Source organism: Chitinophaga sp. RAB17 (assembly GCF_052114225.1).
Taxonomy (GTDB): domain Bacteria; phylum Bacteroidota; class Bacteroidia; order Chitinophagales; family Chitinophagaceae; genus Chitinophaga.
Genome location: NZ_JBFREI010000002.1, coordinates 1,178,104 through 1,194,398, shown reverse-complemented (window position 1 = coordinate 1,194,398; position 16,295 = coordinate 1,178,104). Strand labels below are relative to the sequence as shown.

11 protein-coding genes are annotated in these 16,295 nt (G+C 45.2%); 3 read left to right on the top strand and 8 right to left on the bottom strand.

All coding sequences use genetic code 11. The features are described from left to right. Window positions 1–4 precede the first annotated feature (4 nt). A complete protein-coding gene (locus AB4Z08_RS10885; protein WP_441573753.1) occupies window positions 5–3,064 on the bottom strand; it encodes a SusC/RagA family TonB-linked outer membrane protein in 3,060 nt (1,019 codons plus the stop codon). 451 nt (window positions 3,065–3,515) lie between these two features. Here AB4Z08_RS10885 and AB4Z08_RS10880 point away from each other — a divergent pair, with 451 nt between their 5' ends. Next, window positions 3,516–5,162 (top strand): UxaA family hydrolase, encoded by a 1,647-nt coding sequence (locus AB4Z08_RS10880; RefSeq protein ID WP_441573752.1) that lies wholly within the window; start codon window positions 3,516–3,518, stop codon window positions 5,160–5,162. Between the two features lie 96 nt (window positions 5,163–5,258). Here AB4Z08_RS10880 and AB4Z08_RS10875 read toward each other — a convergent pair whose 3' ends face one another. The 5 genes from AB4Z08_RS10875 to AB4Z08_RS10855 are packed head-to-tail and all read right to left on the bottom strand — an operon-like array spanning window position 5,259 to window position 11,138. Next, window positions 5,259–6,548 carry an MFS transporter gene (locus AB4Z08_RS10875; protein ID WP_441573751.1) on the bottom strand — a complete coding sequence of 430 codons (1,290 nt, stop codon included), beginning with the start codon at window positions 6,546–6,548 and terminating at the stop codon, window positions 5,259–5,261. 28 nt (window positions 6,549–6,576) lie between these two features. Beyond that, entirely contained in the window at window positions 6,577–7,239 is a 663-nt protein-coding gene (locus AB4Z08_RS10870; protein ID WP_441573750.1) for a bifunctional 4-hydroxy-2-oxoglutarate aldolase/2-dehydro-3-deoxy-phosphogluconate aldolase, read from the bottom strand. Window positions 7,240–7,242: 3 nt separating this feature from the next. After that, on the bottom strand, window positions 7,243–8,241 hold the full coding sequence (locus tag AB4Z08_RS10865; protein WP_441573749.1) for a PfkB family carbohydrate kinase: 999 nt from the start codon (window positions 8,239–8,241) through the stop codon (window positions 7,243–7,245). Continuing rightward, complete coding sequence (gene uxaC / locus AB4Z08_RS10860; RefSeq protein WP_441573748.1) at window positions 8,241–9,635, bottom strand: glucuronate isomerase; 1,395 nt, start codon at window positions 9,633–9,635, stop codon at window positions 8,241–8,243. Before uxaC ends, AB4Z08_RS10865 begins: the two co-directional genes overlap by 1 nt. 9 nt (window positions 9,636–9,644) lie before the next feature. Next, window positions 9,645–11,138 (bottom strand): tagaturonate reductase, encoded by a 1,494-nt coding sequence (locus AB4Z08_RS10855; RefSeq protein ID WP_441573747.1) that lies wholly within the window; start codon window positions 11,136–11,138, stop codon window positions 9,645–9,647. A 211-nt stretch (window positions 11,139–11,349) separates the two neighbouring features. Here AB4Z08_RS10855 and mnmA point away from each other — a divergent pair, with 211 nt between their 5' ends. Beyond that, window positions 11,350–12,459 (top strand): tRNA 2-thiouridine(34) synthase MnmA, encoded by a 1,110-nt coding sequence (gene mnmA, locus AB4Z08_RS10850; protein ID WP_441573746.1) that lies wholly within the window; start codon window positions 11,350–11,352, stop codon window positions 12,457–12,459. Window positions 12,460–12,552: 93 nt separating this feature from the next. Here mnmA and AB4Z08_RS10845 read toward each other — a convergent pair whose 3' ends face one another. Then, window positions 12,553–13,710 (bottom strand): Fmu (Sun) domain-containing protein, encoded by a 1,158-nt coding sequence (locus tag AB4Z08_RS10845; RefSeq protein WP_441573745.1) that lies wholly within the window; start codon window positions 13,708–13,710, stop codon window positions 12,553–12,555. 92 nt (window positions 13,711–13,802) lie between these two features. Here AB4Z08_RS10845 and AB4Z08_RS10840 point away from each other — a divergent pair, with 92 nt between their 5' ends. Further along, window positions 13,803–14,636: a hypothetical protein gene (locus tag AB4Z08_RS10840; protein WP_441573744.1), complete on the top strand. Its 834-nt coding sequence runs from the start codon at window positions 13,803–13,805 to the stop codon at window positions 14,634–14,636. Window positions 14,637–14,705: 69 nt separating this feature from the next. On the opposite strand, the gene odhB is transcribed toward AB4Z08_RS10840, so the two are convergent. Next, complete coding sequence (gene odhB / locus AB4Z08_RS10835) at window positions 14,706–16,280, bottom strand: 2-oxoglutarate dehydrogenase complex dihydrolipoyllysine-residue succinyltransferase (RefSeq protein ID WP_441573743.1); 1,575 nt, start codon at window positions 16,278–16,280, stop codon at window positions 14,706–14,708. Between the last annotated feature and the right edge of the window lie 15 nt (window positions 16,281–16,295).

The following is a 16,295-nucleotide window of genomic DNA, read 5'->3' as shown; positions in this document are numbered from 1 at the left end:
ACGATTAAAAGATTACGTTCACGCCACCGGTGATCACCCGCACATTAGGGTATTGAATACCTGACTGGGTGTAGTCACTTACTTCCGGATCAAGTCCTTTGAATTTAGTCCAGGTAAAGGCATTCTGCGCATTCACGTATACACGGATGCTCTGCAGGGTACTGTTAAACATCTTCTTTGGAAAAGTATAGGATAACTGTATATTTTTCAGGCGAACAAAAGAAGCATCCTGCACCCAGAAAGTATTGGCCTGCGTATTATCTGTGTTGGCAGCAGCTGTTAAACGTGGGATATTGGTATTTGGATTTTCCGGTGTCCATGCATTCAGGAACTCAGCATTAATTTCCCGGCCGGAACGGATACCCGTGGTATACCAGTTATCCTGGTAGTAACGGTTTACACCGCCTACGCCCTGGAATAAAAGCGCCAGGTCAAAACCTTTGTAGCCTGCATTCAGATTCAGGCCGAAATACCATTTTGGAATGGTGTTACCCATATTCACACGGTCGTTGCCATTTACTACCTTATCTCCATCCATGTCTACAAACTTAAGATCACCGGGTTTGTTTAAACCTGCGGTACGCTGCGCTGCCCAGGCTTTCACTTCAGCATCATTCTGGAAAATACCTGCCGATTGCAAACCATAGAGAGAACCAATAGACCAGCCTTCTTTAATCACTGCCGCACCGGCAATTGGACTAAAGGCACTGCCCCGGAATTTTACCACTTTGTTATTGATATTACTAACGTTGCCGGATATACCGTAACTAAAATCACCTGCTTTATTATTATACCCCATCGTCAACTCCCAGCCTTTATTATTCACAATACTCACATTCTGGAAAGGAGCAGTAAGACCGCCATAGAGAGAAGACAGTGGCAGTGGTACGAGTACATCAGAAGTCCGGCGATTGAACACATCAAATGTCAGGTTGAAATGATCCTGGAAAAGATTCGCATCTATACCCAGATTGGTAGTCGTTGTTTTTTCCCAGGTAATATTCGGATTAGCCATGGTAAGTGGTACTAAACCTGCGGCAATAGTACCGCCATAGGAATAGTTTTGTCCGGAGGAATACAGGTTCATGAAAGAAAATGACTTAATACGATCATTACCCAGTTTACCCCAGGAGGCGCGTACCTTCATATTATTCACCCAGGTTGGCACAACATCTTTAAGAAAAGGTTCTTCTAACAAGCGCCATGCTGCGGAGAACGAAGGATAAGTACCATACTGTAATCCGGAACGGAATTTAGAGGAACCATCTCTGCGGAGATTTGCTTCCAACAGGTATTTATTCTTATAGTCATAGTTAACGCGGCCGAAATAGGAAATAATGGTATAGAGATCAGAAGTACCGCCTACTTTAGGTTGTTCCAGTCCTGCACCCAGTTCCCAGGTATTGTTGGTAGGAAAGTTTTGTATGCTGCCGGTAAACAGGGTGCCTTTGACAGACTCCCGGCTGGTACCCGCCAGTACGTTGAAATGATGATCAGCGCCAATATTTTTGGTATAGTTGAGTGTGGCAAAATAGGTCAGGTGCAGGTTGGTACTATCCAGTTGAGACAAGGTAGCTGGTTGCTGATCCAGTTGCTGCGCAATCACATTTTTCTGGAAGTTCCACCTGTTTTGAATTGCGCCGGCATAGGCATAACTTTTCTGTCCCGTGTTAAAATAATCCGCAGCACCATTCAGCTGGAATTTCAGGCCATCTATGATACTCCATTCGCCATATACTTTGGCGAAAGTTCTTTGCTGACGGTTAGGACGGAACCAGGTTTCGATGTATTGCAGCGGGTTGTCCAGCTGTCCATTTTCATCATCTGTATTACGACCACCATAGCGGGTTCCGCTGGCATCTGTCACCTTCGGCGTCATGCCAGGTGTAGTGCTGGCGGCATATGCCAGGATAGTACCTACATCCTGCGGCTCCTTACGGTCTTTCCAGGTAAGCGCAATGTTGGCGCCTACTTTTATTTTTTTACTGATCTCATGATCTGCGTTCATACGCACCATGTACCTGTCCTGGCTGGTATTTTTCATGATACCTTCATTATGCAGGTAGTCGAGCGACATATAATAGGTGGTCTTTTCTGACCCACCGGATACGGACACGGTGTGCCCGGTCAGTTGTCCCTGCCCGAACAATACGCCCATCCAGTCTGTATTGGGATAGAGCGTTTTATCGGTGGCATTCTTCCAGGAGTCGATCGTCGCCTGTTTAAATGGCAATGCGCTACCGGGATTATCGGATACGGCTACACGATTCATCAGCTGCATATAGGTAGGGTAATCACTTACCATATCAAACAGTTTGGTAGCTTTTTGTACGCCATAGTAGCCGTTGTATGAAACAGACGTTCTGCCTTTCTTTCCTTTTTTGGTAGTAATGAGTACCACACCGTTGGAGGCGCGGGAGCCATAGATAGCGGCAGCGGAGGCATCCTTCAATACAGAAATGCTTTCCACATCCGCCATATTTACATCACTCATGCTGCTTTCAATACCATCTACCAGGATGAATGGATTGGCATCGTTGAGCGTTCCTACGCCCCTCACACGAATAGTCGCATTTTCACGGCCGGGTTGTCCGGATGCCTGCGAAATGCTTACGCCTGGCGCCATCCCGCTAAGAGCGGTGCTAAGATCCGTTACCGGACGGCTTTGCATGGTTTTGTCGAAGTTCACGCTGGTCACAGCGCCGGAGAGGTTGACTTTCTTTTGCACCCCATAGCCTACTACCACGGTTTCATTTAAACTGGTAGCGCTGACATCGAGTTTTATTTTTAAATCAGTTTGTTTATTAACAGGTACTTCTTTTTTATCATATCCGATGAAGCTAAGCACCAGTGTGTCCTGTTCTGATGCATTCAAATGGAATACACCATCGGGCCCTGTTACACTACCGGTAGCGGTATGTTTTACGCCCACGGTTACGCCGGGAATAGTAGCCCCCTGTGCATCTTTCACAGTCCCCCTGATGGATTTTTTTTCCTGGGCAATAGCTGTCTGTACTACACATATTCCCCATATGCATAGTGAAGCCCCTAGCAGTCTTTTCATAAACGTGTGTTTAATGTAAACGTTTGCATTAAATTGAATGAAATAATGGAATCTTGTTCACTGAATTGCTCATTTGTTCACTCTTGTCTCTCTAAATTGGAATTTGCCTCTATTTTGGTCTTAAAATCTATTAAACTAATTAATAGTTAGCTAGTTATCTATTTTTCATTGTTGGAAAACTGTTCACCTTAAGGCTTCATATGCGCCTGTTGAAATCAAATTTATCGAATAAATCGAATAATACAAACGTTTGCATAAATATTTTTAGAATTGATATATCCCGATAAAATAGGTTTGCCTATTCCGGCTAATAGCGATTTAACAATTTATAATTCATTCCTAACATGCTACCACCCGAGATTTCAGCTGTTTTGTCAAATAGTCAAAATGTTATCATGGATTAACATTTTAGTATCATCCGCCCGAGCGCATATTTACTACTTTAGCAGTCATGAACGCTTACTTACAAATTCATCCTGACGATAATGTGCTGGTAGCCCTACAGGATATACCAGCGGGAACCGATATATCATTTAACGGACATAACATTCAACTTCAGCAAAATATTTCTGCGAAACATAAATTCCTGATTTCAGATATACAGGAAGGCGCGCCTATTACCATGTACGGCGTACTGGTGGGCAAAGCCAACAAAACCATTTTGCAGGGACAAAGTATTACAACAGAAAATGTAGTACATGATGCCAACGCATTTCATGAAAAAGACAGTTCCCAGGAATGGCAGGCGCCTGATGTAAGCAAATGGAAAAATCGCACCTTTATGGGCTACCAGCGTACAGATGGACAGGTGGGAACCCGTAACTACTGGCTGGTAATTCCACTGGTATTCTGTGAAAACAGGAATGTGAGTGTGATTAAAACTGCCTTTGAAAAAGGATTGGGTTTTTCTCCTGCCGAAGTATATAATGAGCAGGTAACTGACCTCGTATCTCTTTACAAAAGCGGTAACCTGGAAGCTATTAAAAACTACGAAGCAGGCGCCCTAACGGAAACGAGCAAACGAAATGTAGTATTCCCTAATATAGATGGTATTAAATTCCTCACCCACGAAGGTGGTTGCGGTGGCACACGCCAGGATTCAGACGCACTCTGTGCATTACTGGCCGGCTACATACATCACTCCAATGTGGCAGGTGCTACTATCCTGAGCCTCGGCTGTCAGCATGCACAGGTATCCATTCTGCAGGAATCATTAAAGAAACTCAACCCGGACTTCAACAAACCGGTACTGGTATACGAACAACAGAAGAGCGCTTCTGAATTTGCCATGTTATCTGCCGCCATCAAGGATACTTTCCTCGCACTGGTGGAAGTCAACAAACAAACCCGTCAACCCAGCCCACTCTCCAAACTGGTGATAGGACTGGAATGTGGCGGTTCCGATGGTTTCTCCGGCATTTCTGCTAACCCGGCGGTAGGACATACCTCCGACCTATTGGTAGCATTGGGCGGTACTTCCATCCTCTCTGAATTTCCGGAACTCTGCGGTGTAGAGCAGGAACTCATTAACCGTTGCCAGACAGAAGAAACTTCTGATAAATTTATCCGCATCATGCGTGCGTACGAAAGTCAGGCCCAGTCAGTTGGTTCAGGTTTCTACATGAATCCTTCCCCGGGAAATATTAAAGACGGTCTTATTACCGATGCAATCAAGTCTGCCGGAGCAGCTAAAAAAGGAGGTACCTCTCCCGTAACAGATGTACTGGATTACACAGAATATGTGACCAAACCAGGACTGAACCTGTTATGCACACCAGGTAATGACGTAGAATCTACCTCTGCGGAAGTAGGTTCCGGCGCTAACGTGGTACTGTTTACCACTGGCCTGGGTACCCCTACCGGTAACCCTATTGCGCCTGTTTTAAAACTGGCTACCAATACCAAACTGGCTACCCGCATGAAAGATATTATCGACATCAACACCGGTACTATTATCAGCGGAGAGCACAGTATTGCTGATATGGGAGAAGAAATTCTGGAATATGTTATCAAAACCGCCAGCGGTGAGGTGCATACAAAAGCAGAACAACTGAATCAGGACGACTTCATTCCATGGAAAAGAGGCGTTTCCTTGTAGGATATTAACAAAAATAATTTTTGATACTCATAAGAATAAAAACAAACGTCCGGACATCTGCCCGGACGTTTTCTATTATTAAGATGCTACAGTTAATCAGTCTAATTGTACTCTCTCCATTTTAGGCGCAAACAAATGCATCACGCCCCAGGCGATCAGGTAAGCCACTGCGCATATGGAAAAAAGAATGTTATAGCCAATACCGATATTACCAATCAATTTATAATGATTCAGCATGGTACCTATTAACATTGGAAATAAAGTACCACCAATAGATCCGGCCATACCGCCAATACCCACAACAGAACTGACAGCACGTTTAGGGAACATATCGGACGCTGTGGTGAAAATAGTGGCTGACCAGGCCTGATGCGCCGCCGTTGCTAAACTGATCAACGCAATCGCCAGCCATACATTGTTGGAATACTGTATGAGCACAATTGGTACCACACAAAGCGCAAAAATCAGCATAGACACTTTACGCGCTTTGAAAACCGGCCATCCGCTTTTGATAAGATGAGAAGATAACCATCCGCCACCAATGCTACCGAAACTGGTAATAGAATAAATGATAATGATAGGTAGACCCAGACTGGATTTCATGTTCACATGAAAAATAGATTCCAGGTACCCGGGCAACCAGAACAGGAAAAACCACCACACCGGATCGGTCAGTAATTTGCCAAACACAAATGCCCAGGTTTGTCTGATTCCCAGCAACTTGATCCATTTTACCGGCTTAGGCTTTTCTTCTTCTACTTCCTGGTCAGAATGAATATGATCATATTCTACTTTAGATAATTTTTTGTGACGGCTTGGAATTTCATACAGCAACCACCAGAATATCAACCAGATAAAACCAATGGCGCCAGTCCACACAAACGCGTTTCTCCAGCCATGATTATTCGCCAGCCAGTATACCATCAGGGGGCCAACCACTGCGGCAATATTGGATCCTGAATTAAAGATCCCTGTCGCGAATGCCCGCTCTTTCTTGGGAAACCATTCCGCCGTGGCTTTAATAGCCGCTGGAAAGTTACCCGCCTCACTGATCCCCAATACAGATCTTACCACCCCAAAACCTAATGTAGTACGCACCAGGCCATGCGCCATCGCCGACAAACTCCATACTACCACAGAAACAGTATACCCCAGTTTGGAACCAATCTTGTCTACCAGTGCACCAAAGAAAAGCAAGCCCACGGCATAAGAGGCGGAAAATGCCATCACCAGGTTACTGTAATCTTTCTCTGACCAGCCAAATTCGGTGGATAAATCGGTTTTTAATAACCCTAATATCTGTCTGTCTATATAGTTAATGGTCGTCGCTACAAATAAAAGCGCACATACCCGCCAGCGATACTTACCTAAAGTTGTGGAATTCATTCTAATTGGAATTTATAGAGTGCAAAAGTTACTTCATAGCTTTGAGAAATGCAAACGTTTGCACAATTTTATCTTTCAGCCCGCGCCAGTCCTTACTTTCAATCAGGGATTTGGATAATAAGTTGGAACCCATTCCCACACAAACCACTCCTGCATCAAACCAGCTGTCCATGCTTACCTGGGTTGGTTCTACCCCGCCGGTTGGCATAAATTTCACCTGCGGGAATAAAGGTTTGATCGCCCTTACATAACCCGGTCCCAGCACATTGCCAGGGAACAGCTTCACCAGCTTTGCCCCGTTTTTCTCCGCCACGGAAATTTCTGTAGGTGTCATTGCGCCGGGAATCCAGCAAATATTTTCAGATTGACAATAAACAGCCGTTTCCGGATCAGTCACCGGGCAAACAATAAAGTCCGCACCCATACCAGCATACACCGCTGCATCTGCTGCATTTTTAATTGTACCGATACCCAGGTACAGATCAGGCATAGTGGCCAGCTTTTTGTCCCGGAGGATAGCGAAATTTTTACGGGCATTTTCTCCCCTGCTGGTAAACTCAAATACCCGCAAACCACCGTCATAACACGCTTGCAGCACCGCCAGGCAGACGTCTGCATCCTCGTGATAAAAAACAGGAATAATCCCGGTTTGCTCAAACGCAGCAATAATTACATCAGGACTTGGTGCCATATACTATATCAGTTTTATAATGTCTTCAGCGGAAGTGGTATTAAAATCTCCCTTCACAAAAAATTTGGAATAAGCGGCAGCGGCAGCATAAGAAATGATCTGCTGATCATCCAGTCCCTGTAGCTGTGCATGTATCAATCCGGCCATAAAACAATCCCCGCTACCAACTCTGTCTACCACATCGTGGGTATCATATTCGCGTGAAATGCTCATCTGTCCGTTATTGTAATAAAAAGCGTAATAGCGGTTATGCGTGGGTGCATCACTGAAACGGAAGGTAAATGCTACCCGCTTGCAACGTGTAAACCTCTCCGTTATTTCAGCGGCCACCAGCTCTGCCTGTTGCACGTACACCGCCTTGGTATCAGCTTCCAGCGCAGCAGTATCCAATGTGGTATCCAGCATGTTGTTGGCTGCCCAGATATTCCCCATGACCACATCACAGTACTGTACCAGCTCCGGCATAATGTCTACCGGCTTCTTTCCATACTGCCATAACTTACTGCGGTAATTCAAATCTGTAGATATCGTCATTCCTTTACGGGTGGCTGCCTGCAGCACTTCCTTGCAAATCGCTGCTGCATCGGGATTCAACGCGGGCGTAATAGCGCTCCAGTGAAACCACTCAGCATCGCCAAGCAGGGCATCCCAATCCACAGTCCCTGGAACAATCCGGCTAAAGGCCGACCATGCCCGGTCGTATACAACTTCTGCATGCTTCAGATCACTGCCCTGCGCCAGGTAGTAGATACCAATGCGCTCACCGCCCCATAATACCCTGTCGGTATGAATACCGCGGTTGCTCAGCTGCTGCAGCACGTCTTTAGACAAACCATTTTCAGGCACCCTGCTGATGTAGGCTACTTCTGTGCCCCAGTTGGCCAGCGCCGCTGCCACGTTAGCTTCTGCACCACCCACATAAATAGCAGCGGTGTTTTGCGCCAGCTCTGGCGACAGACGCAATAATATCTCTCCGAATGTGATAACTTTTACTGGCTTCATTAGAATCCAAAATATGCTTTTGCGTTATAGTAACAAATGTCCTGTACCATTTTTCCCAACCAGATCAGATCATTTGGCAATTCACCCTGCTCCACATCTTTCCCGATCAGGTTGCACAAAATACGGCGAAAATATTCATGTCGGGAATAAGATAGAAAACTTCTGGAATCTGTTAACATACCCACAAAACGACTGAGTAATCCCATGTTACTCAAAACATTCATCTGCTTTTCCATTCCATCTTTCTGATCCAGGAACCACCAGCCAGACCCATATTGTATTTTACCGGGTATAGTACCATCCTGGAAATTACCTGCCATGGTAGCAAATACTTCATTATAGGAAGGGTTCAGGTTATATACTACCGTCTTTGCCAGCTTATCTTTCTTATCCAGCGCGTCAAAAAAAGCACTCATGGCTTCTGCCACGTTCCAGTCACCAATAGAATCCACACCGGCATCGGCGCCTATGCGTTGCAGCAAACGGGAATTATTGTTACGGATAGCGCCCACATGAAATTGTTGTGTCCAGGCTCTCTCCTGGTTCCAGCTGCAAACAGCCAGTAATACAGCCGTTTTAAACTGGGCATTTTCATGCGGCGTGACAGCGGTATGATGACGGGCACTATTAAAAATAGTGTCCAGCTCCTTGTCACTCGCAGGCGCAAAATAAAAAGTGCTCAACCCATGATCACTCAGGCGGCAACCTGCTTCATGGAAATAAGTATGGCGACTTTGCAGTGCAGCCAGCAAATCATCAAAACGGTTGATATCTTTATGCAGTACCTCCGACAACTTATCCACAAAACTGTTGAACGTTTCGGGGTTGTCTACTGCCATCGCTCTGTCCGGGCGGAAGGTAGGCAGTACACGTGTACCAAATGGTTTGTTCGCAATCGTCCGGTGATGCTCCAGCGAATCAGCCGGATCATCCGTGGTACAGAGTACATCTACTTTATAATGTTGCAGCAGTGTTTGGGTAGACAGTTCCGGCAACTGTGCATTGCAATCATGGTATATTTTTTCTGCCGTTTTTTCACTGAGCAATTCTGTGATGCCAAATGGATTTTTCAGTTCCATGTGCGACCAGTGATATAGCGGATTACGCATGGTATAGGGTGCGGTAGCTGCCCAGTGGCGGAATTTGGTATAGTCATCCGCCGTTCCGGTGATGAATTCTTCCGCTACTCCATTGGCGCGCATGGCACGCCATTTATAATGATCTCCTTTCAGCCAGATGGCGTACAGGTTCTCAAAAGTTTTGTTACTGGCAATTTCGTCTGGTGGCAGGTGATTATGATAGTCAATTACCGGCATGGAAGCGGCGTAATCAAAATATAATCGTTTAGCCGTTTCCGTTTGCAATAAAAAATCTTCGGATAAAAACTCCTTCATAACGAATGACTATTTTTTTTGAAGCTGCGATTGAATAAATGCTTTCACTCCTTCATTTTTCAGCGAGGCTAAAATAGCTGCCACTTCAGCTGAAAATCCTGGAATAGCACTAAGATCGGTTTCCCATAAACGTTGATCGCTGCAAATACCAGCTACCATCGCAGGAATATCTGTATGATCGCGCCACCATGCAGCAAAGATGGGCGCATTATCATCTGTAATAACATATTCTTCCTGGCCTCTGTTACCAAAGTACTTGCCGTTCTCTTCTCTTGCTGGCCGCAGAAACAGCAGCATAGCAGCAAATCCCAGGCACAGGTGCGACGGCAGCGCATGATACTTTTCCTGGTAGCGAATCAGCGTGCGCACATTGCGGGCATTCATCTTGGAACTTTCCTGGAAAGTAATACTGATGAGTTTATGCGCAATAAACGGATTGGCGAAACGATCCAGTACATCTGTGGCGAATGCGGTAGCAGTGGGACAACTATCTGCAATGGTAGGCAGTATTTCCTCCAGCACGACCGACCGGAAAAAATGACTCATATATTCGTCCTGCATGCACTCATATACCGTATTCAAACCGGACAGGAAAGCCAGTGGTACAGCTGCTGTATGACTACCATTAAGTAACCGGAGCTTCTGTTCGCGGAAGGGTGTAATACTGTCCGCAATGAGCATTCTGTCATCTCCCTTATAAAAAGATAATACCTCGCGGATATGTTCCCCTCCTTCGATTGCCCATAAAAGATAGGGTTCTGCTTCTATCCATAACTGATCTGTATAACCTGCCCTGATGGCTATTTCCGACAGATTGCGGGGCTTTCCTGGCACGATGCGGTCTACCAGTGAATTACAAAAATAATTATCCGTATGAATCCAGTCTACAAATGTGGCAGGCATTTCATTATAAACAGCTAATTGCACTACAATGTCTTTCAATAAACGGCCATTATCCACTACCAGCTCTGTTGGTACAATCACAAAACCCGTATTGGCACTGCCTTTAAAGTAGGAAAATCGTTCCCATAATACCGCCAGTAATTTACCCGGGTAGGAAGATGGAACGCCAGTAGTTACTTTTTCCGGTACATACTGAATCCCTACTTCCGTGGTGTTGGAGATGATCGTATGCAAAGCGGGTTGATGCACAGCTTGTAAAACCTCCTGCCAATTTGCATTCGATTGCAAAACACGACTAATAGCCGCGTTAATAATCACCTTATCTACCAGTTCTCCCTGGGAAATACCTTTGATATGGGTGGTATACAAGCTGTCCTGGCTGGAAAATTCGGAGGTATCGCCTTCGGTAGATTTTACCACAACAATACGTCCTTCGTAGATGCCCTGCCTGTTGGCGTTATCTACCAGGTAGTCTACCAATCCGCGCAAAAGCACGCCGGTACCAAATTGAAGGATCTTTTCCGGAAAGGAGAAAGTTTTTTCATGAACGCCGGAATCACGCTTTTTTAATATAAACTCTTTGTTTAATATGGGTAGCATCACGTGTATTTTATACTAAAAGGTTGCTAAAACTAATAAATATATAATTCACAATTAACAATTTATAGTGTTTTGGGAAATAAACGCTAAAAAGAGGAGAAAATGCTATCAATCATATAATCAGAATCAATCCGCTCATTGTTAGGATCAATAAAGGATAGATGGCCGTTGGCTGGAATTTAAGTAATTTTGCATCCTTAAACTTTTCCAAATGAGCAAGCATGGTAAAGTGCTGGTAGCCATGAGCGGTGGTATAGACAGTACTGTTACAGCGCTGATGTTGCATGAGCAGGGATATGAAGTGGTGGGTATCACCATGAAAACCTGGGATTATGCATCTGCTGGTTCCAGTAAAAAGGAAACCGGCTGCTGTAACCTAGATTCTTTTAACGATGCCCGCGCGGCGGCGGTGCATCATGGATTCCCGCACTTTGTGCTGGATATCCGCGATGAATTCGGTGATTTTGTTATAAATAATTTTGTCGAGGAATATATTGCAGGACGTACACCCAATCCTTGTGTATTGTGCAATACCCATATAAAATGGCGCGCACTGATGAAACGGGCGGATGCTATGGACTGCGAGTTTATCGCTACCGGTCACTACGGACAAATCCGTCAGCACGACAATGGCCGTTACGTGATCAGTAAAGGCGTAGACGAAACCAAAGACCAGAGCTATGTGCTGTGGGGTATTCAACAGGATGTACTGGCCCGTACCATGCTTCCTCTGGGTAACTACCGTAAAACAGCTATCCGTCAGATGGCCTTTGATTTTGGATATCCGGAACTGGCTAAAAAGGCAGAAAGCTATGAAATCTGCTTTGTGCCGGATAATGATTATCGCGGATTTTTGAAGAGAAAGGTCGATGGTCTGGAAGAAAGGGTCAACGGAGGCAATTTTGTGCTCGCAGATGGCACTATTGTTGGTCACCACAAGGGTTACCCCTTCTATACAGTTGGGCAGCGTAAAGGGCTTGAAATTGCCCTTGGACGCCCGGTGTTTGTAACGGAGATCATCCCTGAAACAAATACGGTAGTGCTTGGTAATGAAGACGAACTACAGAAAAGCGAAATGTTTGTCAGTGGAATCAACATGGGTAAGTATGAAACGATTGCCGAAGGAATGGAAGCCACTACAAAAATCCGGTATAAAGATAAAGGCGCACTGAGTAACCTGTACAATGAAAACGGCCAGGTGAAAGTGAGCTTTTATGAAAGTGTGAAGGGCATTGCTCCTGGTCAGTCAGCCGTTTTTTACGAAGGCGATGACGTAATTGGTGGCGGCATTATTCAACGCGCAGTACCGATAGTGTTATAAGAACAATTTCATAAGATAGATAAAGCAAAGGGTGAGAAGATGGAAGTCTTCGCACCCTTTTTTATGTTGATAAATTTTTATTGTCAAAACTGATTACGACATCCTCACCGCATACATGGTATCCGCTCCCTTATCATACCCCGCAATCACGCCTCCTTTCTCCTGTCGCAAATCACTGATTTCTTCTATGTACTTCACCACTTCTTCATTCTCCTGCCTAAATACAGAACAGGTAATATAAATCAATGCGCCGCCCCTCCGTAAGAAAGGTATCACGTTATGGGCTATACGTTTCTGCAACTGCTGATACTTCGCTATTTCTTCTTTTTTGAAGAAGGAAATACTTTCAGGGGTACGCCCCCAGGTACCGGAACCACTGCAGGGAGCATCCAGGATAATGCCGTCAAATTGCTGGCTCCCCATGCTGGCAGGAAAATTTTCAGCTGTCAGGTCAGCCACACGCGCTTCATAGTTCTTAATTCCTGCTGCCACAAAACGTTGCTGCAGATTTTCGAGGATGGACCGTCTTACATCCGACACCAGCAGCTGCACACCCGGTTGCTGATCTTTCAGGAGAATAGATTTACCACCACTGGCAGCACAACAGTCCCACCAACGCTGCTGCTTTGTGGGCAAAAACAATTCGCCGGTTTGCTGACTCGATGCATCCTGTACTTCATACCAGCTTTTCTCCGGTACAATCACTTCTATCTTGGTGCCGTTAGGCAAAGCCACAGTAGTGTTATTGGCAAATACTTCATATATCACAGCCGCTTTATCCAGCAACTGCAATACTTTCTCCAGCCTGTTATTACGCACACGAATAAACAAACGTGGCTGCTTAAGAATAGTGTAGGCGTAAACGTTAGCATCAATACCTGCTGATAAATCTTCCAGTAAAGGGAAAATAGATGAGGGCGTTAATGCCTCAGATAACAAGGCGGCTTTCTCTGTTAATGGCAAGGTAGTAGAATGATTCCAGGCCGGCCTCACTGCTGCGAGAAAATCGTTCGGCGCTGTTTCACAAAGCAAGGCACCTGTTATTATCCGCTCACTTACGGGAAGTGATTTTCCCCAATGTCCCAAACGGAAATAATGATATACCAGTTGCGAAATCCAGCGCCGGTCGCGCCCGCCCATATAGGGATGCTCCTTAAAAAAGGATTTCAGAAAATGATGTAATGGCAGGCTGCCCTGGTAGGCGCCTATAATTTTCTCTGCTGATGCTAAATAATTTTCCCAACGGGTCATACGCGAAGATAAGGGCTAATATTGACGCTACCACATAGCAGCTAACATCGCTATTTTCACTAATTCATTTAACCTCCTAAACTGTTCCTGTTATGAAAGCATTACGCTATCCCTATATGCTATTAATGGCATATGCCTTTATTTGCTCCTATTCATGTAAGAAGATTCCATCACAGTATGTATGCAAAACACCGGTCAAAACAGTCAACGTATATGATACGACCAGTAACACCCTCAGCTTTGAACGACGTTATACGTATGATCAGGCAGGCAGGGTAGACAGCATTATTGATATAGAAAACAATGGCCACGGTACCAGCACCCTCACCTATATCATGACCTACGATGTACAAAATCATCTTACCAATGTACGTCTGATCGGCCTGGTGGGTGCTTATGATATCCAATATCGTTCTGTCAATGGTCTTATATCCGGGATCTCTTCTCCTCTTTTTGTTGCAACAAACTATGCCTATACTTTCAATCGTAATGTGCAATGGTATACCGGAGCAACAGCGGGGTTGCTTATTTCCAACGGAAGTTCGAAATTGAAGGAAATTGCCTTTTTCACCAATACCCTCCATCCCACTGACGCAGACTCTATTATTACCTCTGCACGTTCTTCGAATACCCCGGAAGAAAGTAAATACTATTACACTTACAGCAATGAGCTAAACCCGGAATACACCGCCTATAACAACGGATGGTTCTATGCTTATAGCATCAATCAACATTATGCCTTGCAATATGATCCGGCTGCTTCCAGTCTGCATCTGCCATCATCCAGTCATAATTTGCTACTACATCAATCACCAACTGCTGTTACCAGTTATACCTTCACTAAAGACAACTGTGGTCGTGTAACCAAAGTGTATGCTACGCGGCAGGGTGTACAAAAAATATGGAAAATATATACGTACTACTGATCTGAAAAAAGAAAGGCGGAGATGATAAATCATCTCCACCTTTCACAATCATATTGTTGTAAATTACTATTATAATTTCAGTAATGCTTTCAAGGGATCTTTACCGAACAACAGTTGTTCAGGATTTTCCAGCATTTCTTTCACTCTTACCAGGAAGCTTACTGACTCACGACCATCAATGATGCGGTGATCGTAACTCAGCGCCAGGTACATCATCGGACGAATCACAACCTGACCATTTACCGCCATCGGACGATCCTGTATTTTGTGCATACCCAGGATCGCAGATTGCGGGATGTTGATGATAGGTGTGCTCATCAGTGAACCAAATACGCCACCATTGGTGATGGTGAAAGTACCACCAGTCATTTCAGGCATCGTCAATTTGTTGTCACGGGCTTTGGTAGCCAGTTCCACCACGGCTTTTTCAATACCTGCCATATCCAGACTTTCTGCATTGCGGATCACCGGAACCACCAGGCCTTTAGGAGCAGATACTGCAATAGAGATATCGCAGTAGTCGTGGTATACCAGTTCTTCTCCATCGATGTAAGCATTTACAGACGGGAATTCCTGTAATGCAAAGCAGCATGCTTTCGTAAAGAAGCTCATAAAGCCCAGGTTTACTTCATGCTGTTTCTTGAAGACTTCCTTGTATTTGGCACGCAGCGCCATAATCTCGGTCATGTCTACCTCGTTGAAGGTAGTGAGCATAGCCGTTGTATTTTTGGCTTCCACGAGGCGGCGGGAAACGGTTTTACGCAGGTTGCTCATCTTTTCGCGGCGTTCCTGACGGGTAAACATTTCCTGACCAATAGCTACACCTGGATTTTGCAGGGCAGCCAGTACATCATCTTTCATGATTTTGCCATGTGCACCGGAGCCTTTGATGCTGGAGGCATCCACATGTTTGTCTGCAATCACTGCTGCTGCTACCGGAGATGCTTTCAGATCGTTCGGGATGCTGGTAACAGGCGCCTGTTGTGGCTGAGGAGTAGCTTTTGATGCCTGAGCTGCCGGAGCGACTGCCGGTGCTGCTTTACCCGCAGGTCTTGCAACACTGGTATCTATTTTACAGGCAACATCGCCTATTTTTAAAGTATCACCTTCTTTTGCTACAGTAATCAGCGCACCCGCTTCTTCTGCATTCAATTCGAAGGTAGCTTTCTCTGATTCCAGTTCACATATCACTTCATCACGCTCTACATAATCACCGTTATTTCTGATCCACTTTACCAGCGTTACTTCACTTATAGATTCTCCTACTGTAGGCACTTTCATTTCAATCGTCCCTTTGTTCACTGCAGGTGCAGCCGGTGCTGCTTCAGCTGCCGGTGCGGTTGCTGCAACAGGGGCAGCGGGAGCTGCTGCTGCAGGAGCGGCATCACCGGTTGGTGCGACTGCATCTGTATCAATGCTGCAGGCTACATCACCGATCTTCAAAGTAGCGCCTTCCTGAGCTGCCGGAGCAATTTTCAGGACACCTGCTTTTTCTGCATTCAGTTCGAAGGTTGCCTTCTCTGATTCCATTTCACATAATACCTCGTCCTGTTGCACATAATCTCCGTCTTTCTTCAACCACTTTGCAATTGTTACCTCGCTAATAGATTCTCCTACCGTAGGGACTTTGATTTCGATAACCATATTTAATCAGTTGAT